We start from the raw sequence: 13,374 nt of genomic DNA on the forward strand, positions 1-13,374 counted from the left end.
ATTGTCCGGAGCGCGCCGATGAAGATCGACACCCAGGCCCTTACCACCTGCGAGGTCGCGGCCGATGGCGGCGCCGTTTCGCTCGGGTTCGTGGATGCCACCGGCGCGCCCGCGACCATCCGGCTGACGCTGAACCAGGTCGGCGCGCTGGCGATGACGCTGCCGGGTCTGATCGACAAGGCGCTGCAGGCCCGCTTCGGCGACCAGAGCCTGCGCTACGCCTACCCGCTGGCGTCGTGGCGCGTCGAGCAATCATCCGATCCCACCCAGACCATGGTGACGCTGCGCTCCGTCGACGGCTTCAGCGTCTGCTTTTCGATCCCGCGGCAGCAGCAGAGCGAACTCGGCGCGGCGCTGGTTGCGCATAGCCCGCCTGATGCTACGCTGCGGCCGCATTGACATCGGCATCCCGGGTTCGCGACTTCGTTGTGTGCCTGATGACGGGCGCCGCAAAGCAAGCAATCATGCGTTGCGGTGGACAGTAGACGGATCCTCCGACGCTCTGCGAACCCTGACACCGGTGCGCGCAGCCAGCATGGCCGGCGAAAGGCGCAAATATCGCAATCGATGTGTGGGCTATTTCACACCCTCAGATAGAGGATTGGACTAGATACGAGTTGATTGAGAGCAAGTGCCGTTCCGGTTTGGTATGATCAGGAGAGAGGCCATGCGTGCGATCAGGATTCTCGGAGTACTCGCAACGATCCTGGCGGCGACGTGCGTCGCCACGTCGGTGTCTGCTTGTCCCGCAGGGTACAAGGTGTGCGGGGGTGCCTGCTGCCCCGGCCGGTGAGCGTTGTCGATCGGTACCCGAGAGGAGGCAATCATGCGAAAAATGACCATGCTTGCGTTGGCCGCGGCCGTGTTGGCCGTTCCGTCGGCGGCGTACTACATGACGACGCCCACCAATGATCCTCTGGGCGACACGCTGCGAGGATATGGATTCGTACCGATCAATCCGCCGTCCAATCTGATGACCGTTGGATCGCTTTACTACGTCGATTCCAAGGTGAGGGACTTCACGACGATCTGTCCCGCCGAGAAATCGGATATCGAGGAAGCCGTGGTCTCGTCTCGCAGCCTGGAGATGCAGGAAAGTCTCGAACGCAACGGACAACTCGCCACCGGCGTCAAGATCGATGTGGGATGGCTGCTCAAAGGCAGTGTCGACAAGAATTATGTCGTGAAGGTGCATTCGTCGCTGACCGACGTCGTGCTGGACGAAATCCCGCTTGGCACCAACTGGTTGATTTTCGCCAAGCTGATGGAAAAGCCCCAGTGCAACCAAATTGCCATGCAATACCTTCGGGCAGGCGGTTACGTATGCCAGGGCCAAAAAATTCTGCGGGCCACCGCCGAGTTCAAGCTGGACCGCGACGCGCAGAGCAAACTCGGAGCCAATGCGACGGCAACTCCCGGCGATGTCAAGGACATCGTGAAACTTGCTGTCGAAACGCAGAGCGACCAGGCCGTGGTCGACAAGGAGGGCCGGCTGCTCGCCGGGAAGGCGTTGGAATACGGCGTCTCGATGACCCCTATCTGCCTCGCGCCACCGAATTCGCGCTTCGAACGTGTTCTTCCGCGCACGGCGCTGGGTCAGTTCACCAATTTCGTCCTGTTCAACATCCTCGAGCCAATCTTGCCGGCCAGACCCGACCATCTTGAGGTGGCGCAGGCTGCCAACGTCGAGGGACCGAAGTAAACGACCGCTCGCAACTCGAAAAAGCGGACCACAACGCGGCGTCGGATTCCCCGGACTCTTCGACGCCGAAGGTGCAAGCCGGCGGGGCATAGCGCAAGGCGTGGTCTCGGATCAAGGTACCCGGCCGCTCCTTCCGGTTTTGACGGCCCGAGAGATCGCAGGTCGGCGTCAGCCGGATGCCGCGCTAGGCGTTCGGGCGAATTCTCACCTGCACGTCGCGCGGTTTTGCCAGATAAGGCGACGAGGTGACCAGGACATCGGCACCCGCTTGCGCATAGGCGGCGGCATTGCCCGAATTGACCCCGCCGGCGACGGCGACCACGGGCCGGGGTCGCGCGCTTCGCAGCCGTTCAACCAGCGTGGCGACGTCAGGCGGTGCAAATTTCTCCAGCTGAACCACATCGAAACCCGCCTCCGCCGCGGCAATCGCCGCCGCGACGCTCGTCACCTCGATCACCAGCTTCTTTTCCGGACCAACCCGTCTCAGCCGCTCGACGGTCGCCGCAAGCTTCTCCTCGCCCAGGAAGCCACGGTGTTCGGGAAACACGAGCACCGTCTCGGACAGGCCCAGCCGGTGCATCACGGCGCCGCCTGCCTTCACCGCCGCGACCGCATAGCGCTTGGTGCCGGGTGTATTCTTGCGCGTGCAGGCCACGACGATGCCGGGAGAGACCGCAGTGGCGGCCTCGACGATCTCGCGGGCCGCGGTGGCGACGCCCGACCAGATCTCGATCAGGGTTTGCGCGACCTTCCAGCTTCGCAGCAATCCGCCGGCCGAACCTCGCGCCGTCAGAATGGGGGTGCCGGGCCGAAGCGTCGTGCCGCTGGTCGCCGAAAGGTCTACGCTGCACCCGGACATTTCGATGATGGCGGCGGCGTCCTCGGCAAGCGCGAGCACCATCGAATCGCGTGCGGCAAATTCCATCGTGCCCGCGGCGCCGCAGATGCCCAGCGCCTCGGTCGTGAGGTCGCCATACGGCACGTCGTCGGCCAGCAGGCATTCGAGTTCCGCGCGGGTTGCAACTGTCGGCATGGCAAGGCTCGCTTGACGCTATGTCCGCATGAATACATCGATGCCCGGACGATGTCAGCCTGATCGTAGCCCACAAAATCTCGAAACAGGAGCCTTGCGGCGGGGGACTGCGCAGCGAACTCGCCGACGCGGTCCTTGCCGGCCGCGCGGCGCTGATCGCGGTGTCGGAGAAATGCGTCGATGCCTCGAAGGATTTCACCGGCGAACGCGGTACCACGTTGCCCTATGCGCGCCGCGTCGTCGATGAATGGTGGCGGGTTTGCCGTCGCGATGCCATCATGCGCGGCATCCGCTGATGGCGCGTCCGGCGCCCGCCCTGAAACTACTTTCCGATCACGACGTCCGAAGACTTGATCACAGCCGACACGCTGTCGCCGACCTTAAGCGCGAGGTCGTCGACGGCCTCGTTGGTGATCGAGGAAAACACCGTCAGGCCGGAAGCGAGTTCGACCTTCACATGGGCCGTCGTCGTTCCCTTGGTGACGGCAACAACCTTGCCGGGAAGTATATTGCGTGCGCTCAATTTCATTTGTTCGTTCCTTGTTGACCCGGACAGCTTGATGGATTTCAGAATTCCCCAAGCGACGCGGGTTGCTCTGTCGGATTCTGCAAAACCGCTTTCGGCAGCCGTGCAGCAGTAGCCCACAATTCACGCGTTTCGTACTGCAACGATCCGGAGGTCATCATGACCGATTCTGCTCTGCCATCTGTCCCCCGGCATCGTCAACTGCCAATCGCCGTGATTTTGGGTGCCCACGAGATCGCCCCGGCCGGCCAGCCGGTCCTGGCGGTCTTTTCGTTGTCTGAAGCCGTGCGATCGCCGGTTTATGTCTCCGCGGGGGGAACGAACCGACCCGACGGGCAAATCAGCAAAAACCTGTCCAGCCCCGCCGCGAAAAATATTCTGGTTTTCCGAAGACCCAAATCAGCTTTATATCCGCCCCCGTCCCGTCCCACAGAGGGGCGGCTCGCGATCGTCACGAACGCGGGACGGGATGCGGTGGACGCTGATGTGCCTTTGACGAACGGCACCTGAGGCGGACGGCAAAATCGTGTGGTCCTGACGCCTCGACGCTGGCGTCAAGTTTGCGGGAAGCAATTTCCGCAAGCGACGGTGACAAGAAAGCCCGATCGCCGGGGAGAGTACGACATAAGCCGTAAAACCATTGCGCGGGGAATGCCGGGTGTTTCCCGGTGTGACCTGACAACGCGTGTGCGTTCTACCACACTCATTGCACACGCGGCTATCGGGCGCATCGGACGCCCGGCATTCCCTGCGCCCTCTGAACGGAGAGGGCGGAACGAGCAGGCAAGACTCGCGCGAATTGCGCGGCGAGATCGCGAAGGTGTGGCCATGGCTGTTTGAAATTTAACCTATGCCAACGCGTGCGTGCGAACGCGCTGCACTCTCACATCGTCCCTGCGAAAGCACTACTGCATGCACACATCTTTTGGTTCGCGCGACGGCTTCGACAAAATAGCGAGTCTTTTCAATGATCGCTGAATGAGCGACCGGAAAGCCGCTCCAAAGTCGGGGGTCATCTAAGTATCTGTATTTGAGTCGATTTTGGAGGTGTGGCATGCAGTAGTGCTTTCGCGGGGACGACGTTCAGGGATTTTCGCCCCAAAGGCCCCGATGCTTTCCTCACGCCCCTTCTACTGCCCCGGCAACTTCCCGACGCTGATCTCGATCGCCGCGTAATACGCCGCGAGATCCTCGATGTCCTTGTCGGACAAAGTCGGCGCGACCACGCTCATCGCGTCGTTCTTCCGCAGCCCCGATTTGAACGCCTGCAATTGCGCGACGAGATAGGGCTCGATCTGGCTCGCGATGTTCGGCGAGTCGGGGGTTTTCGAGAGGCCGTCGAGGCCGTGACAGGCCTGGCACATCATCGCCTTGGCGCGGCCGGCCTTGACGTCGCCGGCCTGGCTCATGCCGGAGGTCGCCGCGAGAACACAAATCGGTACAATCAGCTGGACGGCCAGCACGGCCGTCCTTGAAAACGCAATCATGACCATGGACCCTCGGGGAATTCGGACAGACGATGGAAGAAAATGGGATGGCCCCCATCCGTGGGGGCCATCCCGGAGATCGCGGACGTTACTTGCCGTCGTACCAGATCCGGTAGAGCGCGCCGACGAGGTCGTCGGACACCAGCAGCGAGCCGTCGGGCAGTTGCGCCACATCGACCGGGCGGCCGAGGTAATAGCCGTTGTCGTTCCAGCCTTCGGCGAACGGCTCGGATTTCCCGGCGGCGTGGCCGTCATCCTTGAGATACGTCACCAGCACCCGGGCGCCGACCGGCACGGTCCGGTTCCACGAACCGTGCTGTGTCGAGAAGATCGCGCCCTGATACTTCTTGGGGAACATGTTGCCGGTGTAGACGATCAGGCCGAGGTCGGCGGCGTGGGCGGCCTGCTCGACTTCCGGGAAGATCACGTTGGCCGGCGGCGTATCGTTCTTGTACTCGTTGGTGCGGGTGTGACCGCCGCCATACCAGGGAAAGCCGAATTCCTGGCCGATCGCGGTGATGCGATTCATCTCGCCGGGGGGAATATCGTCGCCCATGCCGTCGACCTGGTTGTCGTTGGTCCAGAGCGACTTGTCCTTCGGATTGAAGTCCATGCCGACGGGATTGCGCAGTCCGATCGCAAAGACCTCGCGGTTCTTGCCGTCGCGGTCCATACGGATGATGCCGCCGATGCCGAGCTTGCGGTAGGTGTCGACCTTCTCCTTGGCCGGCACGTTGTAGGGCTGTCCGAGCTGGATATAGAGCTTGTTGTCCGGCCCCACCCGGCAAACCCGGGCGGTGTGATTGTAGCTCTCATCCCCTTTCGGAATCAGCTCTCCTTCGGGAACCACGGCGCCGGCGACGACATCCGGGCTTTCATAGAAGAACTCGGCCGCGGCATATTCCAGCACCCGGTTTTGTTCGGCGATGTAGAGGAAGCCGTCCTTCGAGAAGCAGACGCCGTTGGGGATCTTCTTCGGCAGGGTCGGCGCGAATTCCTTGACCTCGTCGCCGACGCCGCCACGGGAGCGGTCGGTCACCACCCAGACCTTGGATTTGCGCGTGCCGACAAAGGTCGCGACGCCCTGCGGGCCGACCGCGATGTGGCGGGCATCGGGAACCAGCGCGTACAGCGAAATGTGGAAGCCCGGCGGCAGTTTGACCTTGGCCAGATTCTGTTTGACGGTATCGGCCTTCTGGCCGGTTTGCGGCACTTCGGGCCAGTCGATCGGGGTGCCCGTCTGGTGCATGGCACCCAGCGTATCGAGCGCACTCGGTGGGGTGGGCTGAGCAGGCTGCGCCGCCGCGGGAAAAGCGGCCAGCGACAAGATCGCAGCCGTCGTCTTCAAACTAAGCTTCATGGATTGCCTCCCTGTGTGATGCCCCCAATTCTAACGGGTGAACACCCGCCGCCGGGGAGTGCCGGTATCAATGCGCCGGCGCGCGCGATTGTCAAATGGCAACCGCTGTATTCCGCGACGAACAACGGCGGCCGTGCGGCGCGCGTGCGCCGGATTTGTGGAATGCTGCCCACACTCGCTCGCCTTCGCGCTTCAATGTTTTTAAATGGGAAACGCGCCAGCTTGCGCCGTTCGAACGGCGGACGTAACTATAGCGTCGTTCGGCACTCGCGCCGCAACATTGGAGAAGTGAAATGGCCTGGAAAGCACCGAAGATCCTTGAAGTCCCGGTTGGCATGGAAATCAACATGTACGCCTGCGCAGCGCGCAAGTAAGCCACGTTGCGACGACCTGCCCGGCTCCGGAGCGTCAGCCCTTAGTGTGGTGCCGTTTCCGGAGCCGCGGCGAGGCCGGCATCTCTCACTGATGCTCGCCTCACTGATCCCTCTTTCATTTATCCTTCACAAACGCAGCAAACGCCTCGGCGTAATCCGGATGCCAGCGCGACAGCGCGGGCCGGTTTTCGACGATGTCGCCGGCCGCCCAGAGAATCCGCCGCTCATCGAGCTGTCGCGGCACGTCGTTGTCCGGACAGAGAATATAGAAATCTCCGGCCCCGACCCGCTCGATCATGAAGTCGACGGTTTGCTCCGGCGTCCAGGCCCCGGCCGGCTTCTCGATGCGGCCTTTCGCGGTGAGACCGGTAAAGACGAAGCCGGGGATGAAAAGATGCGCGCTGATGCGGCCCTCGGCCGCGTTGCGCAGTTCGTGCTGCAGCGCTTCGGTAAACGCCTTCACGCCGGCCTTCGAGACATTGTAGGCGGGATCGCCGGGCGGGGTGGTGATGCCCTGCTTGGAGCCGGTGTTGATGATCAGCCCGGGCCGGCCGCGCTCGATCATGCCGGGCGCGAACACCTGCGCGCCGTGGATCACGCTCCAGAGATTGACGCCGAGAATGCGCTGCCAGTTCGCCAAGGGGCCGAAGATCTGGCTGCCCGGCTGAATGCCGGCATTGTTCATCAGGATATCGGCGCCGCCGAACCGTTTTCGTACCGCGGCCTCCAGCGCCGCGACGTCCTCGATCCGGCTGACGTCGACGGCGCTCGCCAGGATGTCGGCGGCCCCGCCAGGGGCCAAAGATGACAGTTTTGTTTCGGCCGCCGCGAGCCGGTCGCCGCCGAGATCGGCGATGCACACTTTCATGCCGAGCCGCGCGAACCGCATCGCCGCGGCAAAGCCGATGCCGGAGGCGCCTCCGGTGACGACGGCAACATTGTTCGGCGATATGGCTGGATGGGGCACGGTGGTTCCTCCCGATCGGGTGGGGTTGCGAAGGTCAACGATCGAACTATGCCGATGTGATGGCCACACCATGCACGAAACGGCATGGGAGGTCTTCGTCCGAAGCGAGCGCGGCGGCGGGAAGCACGCTTTACGGTTTTGCCTGGCCGCTGTAGGTTTTGAGATATAACGATCCCCACAACATCGATCGAGATCAAGGGAGTGCGAACATGGCTGTGACGCAGGCAATTCCGATCACACGTCATCCCTATGCGGATGGTTCCTACAAGAAAATGCTGATCGACGGTAACTGGGTCGACGCCGCCTCTGGGAAGCGCTTTGACACCCACAACCCCGCGACCGGCGAATTGCTCGCCACCGTCGCCGAGGGCGATGCCGAGGATATCAATCGCGCGGTTGCCGCGGCGCGCCGCGCCTTCGAAGGGCCGTGGAGCAAGGTCAAGCCGTTCGAGCGGCAGGCTTTGCTGCTAAAGCTCGCCGATCTCGTCGAGAAGAATTTTGAGGAGCTTTCGCAGCTCGATACGCTCGACATGGGCGCGCCGATCAGCCGCACCCGCGGCAACAAACTGCGCGTGCTCGGCATGCTCCGCTATTACGCCGGACAGGCCACCGCGCTGCATGGCGAGACCATCGAGAACTCGCTGCCGGGCGAAATCTTCTCCTACACCCTGAAGGAGCCTGTCGGCGTCGTCGGCGCGATCATTCCGTGGAACGGTCCGCTCGCCGCCAGTGTCTGGAAAATCGGCCCCGCCATCGCCACCGGCTGCACTGTGATCCTCAAGCCTGCGGAAGAAGCGCCGCTGACCTCGCTGCGGCTCGGCGAACTCGCGATGGAAGCCGGCATTCCGCCCGGCGTCGTCAACGTGGTGCCGGGCTTTGGCGAGACCGCGGGCGCGGCACTGGCTTCGCATCACGGCGTCGACAAGGTCGCCTTCACCGGCTCGCACGTGACCGGACAGTCGATCGTCAAGGCGTCGGCGGGCAATCTCAAGCGCGTGTCGCTGGAGCTCGGCGGCAAGTCGCCCGACATCGTGTTCGCCGACGCCGATCTCGACGCGGCGGTGCCGGGTGCGGCGATGGCGGTGTTCGCCAATTCCGGCCAGATCTGCAGCGCCGGAACGCGGCTGTTCGTCGAGAACAAGGTGTATGACGAGTTCGTCGGCCGCGTCGCCGAATTCGGCAAGAAGCTTCAGGTCGGCAACGGCCTCGACCCTAATACGCAGATCGGCCCATTGGTGTCGGCGCAGCAGATGGAGCGCGTCTCCGGCTATCTCGCCATCGGCCAGAAGGAAGGCGCTCACGCGCTGACCGGCGGGGCTCCGCTGACCGAGGGCGCGCTGTCGAAGGGTTACTTCGTGCCGCCGACGGTCTTCGCCAATGTTCACGACAATATGCGGATCGCGCAGGAAGAGATCTTCGGCCCGGTGATTTCAGCGATCTCCTTCAAGGATACCGACGAGCTGATCAACCGCGCCAATGCCACGACCTTCGGTTTGGGCAGTGGCGTCTGGACCAGGGACGTCAGCAAGGCGCATCGGGTGGCAAGAGCGCTGCGCGCCGGCTCGGTCTGGGTCAATTGCTATCAGGCGATGGACCCGGCGGTGCCGTTCGGCGGCTACAAGATGAGCGGTTACGGCCGCGAGTCAGGCAAGCAGCACCTGGAGGAATATCTCAACGTCAAGGCGGTCTGGATCAAGACCGCGTAGGCGGGCTTTGCGGGAAAGTGGGAGTGGCAGCGCTCGGCTGCCGCTCCCTTTGCGTATTTCAGCGGCTCAAGGCTTTTTTGGAGGGACTAATTTCTGCCCGCAACGCCACCAGCTCCTTGCGAACTGCGCTTGCGGCGGCGCGTTCGATTCGGCGGTACCGCGCGACGAGCGACGTGCCGAACGGCGTCAGCACCGCGCCGCCGCCATTCTTGCCGCCGGTCTGGCGTTCGACCGCGGCGTGTTTGCAGATGCGGTTGATCTCGTCCACCAGGTCCCATGCCCGCTTGTACGACATGTCCATCGCGCGGCCAGCGGCCGAGATCGAGCCGCAGGCCCGGATATTCTCCAGGAGCTGGATCTTGCCGGGCCCGATGCGCCCCTCGGTATCGAGGTCGATACGAACACTGAGGGAAGGAAGCGGTTTCGCGCTGGATTTTGCCATGGACAATTTGCTCTGATGGGCGAGGACGCCAGATTGCCATTGAAGCCTTTTGCGAACAAGGCGAACCGGTTACACATAAATATCGACAGAGATTGACGGGGCCCAGATGAATTTTCCCTCGCTGTTTTCACCATTGCAGGTCGGTCCCTACCGGCTCACTCACCGGGTCGTGATGGCGCCGTTGACGCGGATGCGAGCCGAACGGCCGAGCCTCGCGCCGCGGCCCCTGAACGCGGAATATTACGCGCAACGCGCGACGCCGGGTGGCTTGATCATCGCGGAGGCTTCGCCTGTCATGGCAGGCGGGTTCGGCAATCCCGGTGTGCCTGGCATCCACTCGGAAGCACAGGTCAAGGGCTGGCGCGCGGTCGTCGACGCGGTTCACGCCAGGGGCGGCTTGATTTTCCTCCAGCTCTGGCATGTCGGACGCGTCTCGCATTCCTCGTTCCAGCCCGGCGGCGCGCTGCCGGTCGCGCCCTCGGCCGTGCCGATTTCCGCCGAGCTGAAGACCATGACGGCTGATGGAAAGCCCGCTTCCTACGAGACCCCGCGCGCGCTCGAGACCAGCGAGATCGCCGGCATCGTTGAGGCCTTCCGGCAGGGGGCAAGCAATGCGATGAAAGCCGGCTTCGACGGCGTTGAGATCCATGGTGCCAACGGCTATCTGATCGAGCAATTCCTGCAATCGCGCAGCAATCTGCGCACCGACCGGTACGGCGGCGGAATCGAAAGCCGCGCGCGCTTCCTGATGGAGATCACGGAAGCCGTGATCGGGGTGTGGGGCGCGAGCCGCGTCGGCGTGCGGCTGTCGCCCTATGGCATCGCCAATGATTCCGGCGAAGCCGATCCGATGCCGCTTTACAGCCACGTGGTCCAGACGCTCAACCCGCTCGGGTTGGCGTACTTGCATTTCATCGAGCCGCGCTCGAGCGGCGCAGGGCGCGCCGAGGTCAACCATCAGAACGTGCCGTCGGCGATGGTACTGTTCCGCCCGATCTGGAAAGGGATCCTGATCACGGCAGGCGGTTTTACGGGCGAGACGGCGAACGCCGCGATCGCCGACGGTCACGCCGACGCCATCGCGTTCGGCCGCATCTTCATTTCCAATCCGGACCTGCCGCGCCGGTTGAGCCAAGGCCTCCCGTTGACGCCCTACAACCGCGCGACCTTCTACGGTGGCGAGGAGAAGGGCTATACGGATTACCCGGTCTATGGCGAACTGGAGCCGGCGTGAGATCTGATGTCATTCCGGGGCGATGCAAAGCATCGAACTACGATGTGCAATTGCACATCGGAGAATCTCGAGATTCCCCGATGCGCAATTGCGCATCTGAGGTCTGGTGCTTGACGCACCATCCCGGAATGACGGAGCCCGAGAGAGTTGAGATGTTCCCAGAGGATGACGCGCCGATAAAAAAGCCAAAAGCGGTTGCGCCGGGTAGGCCGGCTCAGGGCCAATGCCTGTGCGGCAGCGTCCGCTTCGAGATTGACGTACCGGCGCGCTGGGCCTGGCACGATCATTCCGCGGCGAGCCGGCGCGCGCATGGCGCGGCCTACGCCACCTATGTCGGAAGCTGGCGCAAGCGTTTCCGCATCACCAAGGGGGAGGCCGACATCCTCCGCTACGAGGACAAGGCCACAAAGACCGTGCGCAGCTTCTGCGCGCGCTGCGGCACGCAACTCGTCTACGAACGCGCGCGGTCGCCGCATATGGTGAACATCCCGCGCGCACTGTTCTCGGGCCGCACCGGCCGCCAGCCGCTCTATCACATCGCAATCGAGGAACTGCAGGAATGGGCCTATACCGGCGAGCCGCTCGTGCCGCTGAAGGGCTTTCCCGGCGTGGTCTGGCAGCGCTCGAAAAAGAAGAAGCGCACCGATCGTGAAGGGATGTTTTGAGCAGGAGCAATGGATTCGCGATGTCGAAACTCGCCCGGCTTCGTCCGCGCAGGGCAGCCATGACCGCGCTTCCTTGATCTCACCGTCTCCGATCGGCCATGATGCCAACGTCCCGTCGGTAACGGCCGCGGGAAGGGGAGGACTTTCATGAATCGCATCAGCGGGCGTTCCGCGTTCCTCGCATTGCTCAAGGACGAGGGCATCACGCATCTGTTCGGCAATCCCGGCACCACCGAACTGCCGATCATGCATGCTTTGAAGGAGCATCCCGACCTTACCTATGTGATGGCGATGCAGGAAAGCCTGGTGGTCGCCATCGCCGATGGTTTCAGCCGGGCTTCCGGCCGGCTGGTTGCCTGCAATGTCCATGTCGCGCCCGGGCTCGGCAATGCCATGGGCTCGCTTTTCAATGCGAGTTTCACCGGCACGCCGATGATTCTGACGGCGGGACAACAGGAGCAGGGCCACGGGCTGATGGAGCCGGTGTTGTACGGCCCGCTGGTGCAGATGGCGGAGCCGCTGGTGAAATGGGCGGTCGAGGTGACGCGGCTGGAAGACCTGCCGCGGATCGTGCGCCGCGCCGCCAAGATCGCGACCACGCCGCCGACCGGACCGGTGTTCATTTCGCTGCCCGGCGACATCCTCAATGCGGAGGCTGGGATCGATCTCGGCCGCTCCACCCGCGTCGATACCCGCGTCAGACCGTCCGATGAATCACTGCAGGCCCTCGCCGCGCGCATCCTCAAGGCCGAGCGTCCCGTCATCATCACCGGCGACGAGATCGTCAAGAGCGATGCGTTGAAGGAAGCAGCCCTGCTGGCGGAAACGCTCGGCTGCGCTGCTTACCAGTCGTCGACGCCCTACGGCGCAAGTTTCCTGTCGGAAAGCCCGTGCTTCATGGGTGCGCTGTCGCGCCTGCAGGCGCAGGTTCGCGAGGTGCTGTCGCCCTATGACCTGATGATCGTGCTCGGCGCCGATCCGTTGCGGATGTCGGTTTACAGCGAGGTCGACCCTTTGCCGGAGGGCACGCCGATCGTGCAGGTTGGCCTGGTCGAATGGGACCTCGCCAAGAACTACGGCGCCGAGATCGCGCTGAAGGCCGATGTCAGGGAAACCCTGCGCGTACTGGTTGCGGCGCTGAAGGCCGCCGGCGGCGCCGCACTCGAGGCCCGCGCCAAGCAAGGCATCGCGGCGCTGAAGCCGAAGAACTGGACGGCGCGGCGCGCTACCGTGATCGAGCAGATATCCAGGCACAAGGATCGCTCGCCGATCGATCCGGATTACCTGGCGCTGCAGGTGGTCGAGTCGATGCCTGATAACGCCATCCTGGTGGACGAGGGGCTGACCTCGTCACGGCAGATGCTGGCGCTGCGGCCGCATCGCGATCGCTACGGCTATCACGCGCTGGCGTCGGGCGGCATCGGCTGGGGACTGCCGGCGTCCGTCGGCGTCAGCATGGCGAACCCGCACCGGCCGGTGGTGTGCTATTCCGGCGACGGCAGCGCGATGTACTCGATCCAGGCGCTGTGGACCGCGGCGCATCAGAAGCTGCCCCTGACGGTGGTGATCGTCAACAATGGCGGCTACCGCATCATCAAGCAAAGGCTGCTGGCCTTTCACGGCGACGATCATTTCGTCGGCATGGATTTTGCCGATCCGCCGGTCGATTTTGTCGGCATGGCCAGGGCGCTTGGGCTGGAGGCGATGCGGATCACCGAGGCAAAGGATTTGAAGCCGGCGCTGTCGTCGGCGTTCAAGCGGCCCGGTGCGAAGCTGATCGAGGTGGTGGTGGATGGGACGGTGTGAGGCCGTCATTGCAAGGAGCGAAGCGACGAAGCAAACCAGCTTTTCTTCCGGGAAATGGATTGCTTCGCGGAG

At 63.5% G+C, this 13,374-nt stretch carries 15 protein-coding genes; 9 read left to right on the top strand and 6 right to left on the bottom strand.

From position 1 onward, the window contains the following. The first annotated feature begins 18 nt into the window (after positions 1 to 18). Both B5525_RS16940 and B5525_RS16945 read left to right on the top strand, forming a co-directional pair. Complete coding sequence (locus B5525_RS16940; protein WP_079567031.1) at positions 19 to 399, top strand: hypothetical protein; 381 nt, start codon at positions 19 to 21, stop codon at positions 397 to 399. 427 nt (positions 400 to 826) lie between these two features. Beyond that, complete coding sequence (locus tag B5525_RS16945; protein ID WP_154073269.1) at positions 827 to 1,702, top strand: hypothetical protein; 876 nt, start codon at positions 827 to 829, stop codon at positions 1,700 to 1,702. Positions 1,703 to 1,886: 184 nt separating this feature from the next. On the opposite strand, the gene modD is transcribed toward B5525_RS16945, so the two are convergent. Continuing rightward, the gene (gene modD / locus B5525_RS16950) at positions 1,887 to 2,735 is read right to left on the bottom strand and encodes a ModD protein (protein ID WP_079567033.1); all 849 of its coding nucleotides are present in this window, start codon (positions 2,733 to 2,735) and stop codon (positions 1,887 to 1,889) included. A 107-nt stretch (positions 2,736 to 2,842) separates the two neighbouring features. Here modD and B5525_RS16955 point away from each other — a divergent pair, with 107 nt between their 5' ends. Continuing rightward, on the top strand, positions 2,843 to 3,031 hold the full coding sequence (locus B5525_RS16955; RefSeq protein WP_244568048.1) for a DUF2478 domain-containing protein: 189 nt from the start codon (positions 2,843 to 2,845) through the stop codon (positions 3,029 to 3,031). Positions 3,032 to 3,057: 26 nt separating this feature from the next. On the opposite strand, the gene B5525_RS16960 is transcribed toward B5525_RS16955, so the two are convergent. After that, entirely contained in the window at positions 3,058 to 3,264 is a 207-nt protein-coding gene (locus B5525_RS16960) for a TOBE domain-containing protein (protein ID WP_079567035.1), read from the bottom strand. 156 nt (positions 3,265 to 3,420) lie between these two features. Between B5525_RS16960 and B5525_RS43985 the strand changes: the two genes are divergently transcribed. Continuing rightward, positions 3,421 to 3,771: a hypothetical protein gene (locus B5525_RS43985; protein WP_154073270.1), complete on the top strand. Its 351-nt coding sequence runs from the start codon at positions 3,421 to 3,423 to the stop codon at positions 3,769 to 3,771. 620 nt (positions 3,772 to 4,391) lie between these two features. Here the strand turns inward: B5525_RS43985 and B5525_RS16965 are convergent. Beyond that, a complete protein-coding gene (locus tag B5525_RS16965; RefSeq protein ID WP_244567927.1) occupies positions 4,392 to 4,754 on the bottom strand; it encodes a c-type cytochrome in 363 nt (120 codons plus the stop codon). Positions 4,755 to 4,836: 82 nt separating this feature from the next. Then, entirely contained in the window at positions 4,837 to 6,108 is a 1,272-nt protein-coding gene (locus tag B5525_RS16970; protein WP_079567036.1) for a PQQ-dependent sugar dehydrogenase, read from the bottom strand. Between the two features lie 293 nt (positions 6,109 to 6,401). On the opposite strand from B5525_RS16970, the gene pqqA reads away from it, so the two are divergent. After that, complete coding sequence (gene pqqA / locus B5525_RS16975; protein ID WP_079567037.1) at positions 6,402 to 6,482, top strand: pyrroloquinoline quinone precursor peptide PqqA; 81 nt, start codon at positions 6,402 to 6,404, stop codon at positions 6,480 to 6,482. Between the two features lie 115 nt (positions 6,483 to 6,597). Here pqqA and B5525_RS16980 read toward each other — a convergent pair whose 3' ends face one another. Then, the gene (locus B5525_RS16980; protein WP_079567038.1) at positions 6,598 to 7,449 is read right to left on the bottom strand and encodes an SDR family NAD(P)-dependent oxidoreductase; all 852 of its coding nucleotides are present in this window, start codon (positions 7,447 to 7,449) and stop codon (positions 6,598 to 6,600) included. Positions 7,450 to 7,658: 209 nt separating this feature from the next. Here B5525_RS16980 and B5525_RS16985 point away from each other — a divergent pair, with 209 nt between their 5' ends. Next, positions 7,659 to 9,155, top strand: a complete 1,497-nt coding sequence (locus B5525_RS16985) for an aldehyde dehydrogenase family protein (protein WP_079567039.1) — start codon at positions 7,659 to 7,661, stop codon at positions 9,153 to 9,155. A 58-nt stretch (positions 9,156 to 9,213) separates the two neighbouring features. On the opposite strand, the gene B5525_RS16990 is transcribed toward B5525_RS16985, so the two are convergent. Further along, positions 9,214 to 9,597 (bottom strand): winged helix-turn-helix domain-containing protein, encoded by a 384-nt coding sequence (locus tag B5525_RS16990; protein ID WP_079567040.1) that lies wholly within the window; start codon positions 9,595 to 9,597, stop codon positions 9,214 to 9,216. 106 nt (positions 9,598 to 9,703) lie between these two features. Here B5525_RS16990 and B5525_RS16995 point away from each other — a divergent pair, with 106 nt between their 5' ends. The 3 genes from B5525_RS16995 (at position 9,704) to B5525_RS17005 (ending at position 13,302) form a co-directional block, all read left to right on the top strand. Next, positions 9,704 to 10,831: an alkene reductase gene (locus B5525_RS16995; protein ID WP_079567041.1), complete on the top strand. Its 1,128-nt coding sequence runs from the start codon at positions 9,704 to 9,706 to the stop codon at positions 10,829 to 10,831. A gap of 152 nt (positions 10,832 to 10,983) precedes the next feature. After that, positions 10,984 to 11,496 (top strand): GFA family protein, encoded by a 513-nt coding sequence (locus B5525_RS17000; RefSeq protein WP_079567042.1) that lies wholly within the window; start codon positions 10,984 to 10,986, stop codon positions 11,494 to 11,496. 147 nt (positions 11,497 to 11,643) lie between these two features. Then, positions 11,644 to 13,302 (top strand): thiamine pyrophosphate-binding protein, encoded by a 1,659-nt coding sequence (locus tag B5525_RS17005; RefSeq protein ID WP_079567043.1) that lies wholly within the window; start codon positions 11,644 to 11,646, stop codon positions 13,300 to 13,302. The last annotated feature ends 72 nt before the right edge of the window (positions 13,303 to 13,374 follow it).

The organism is Bradyrhizobium erythrophlei, assembly GCF_900129505.1.
GTDB classification, from domain to species: domain Bacteria; phylum Pseudomonadota; class Alphaproteobacteria; order Rhizobiales; family Xanthobacteraceae; genus Bradyrhizobium; species Bradyrhizobium erythrophlei_D.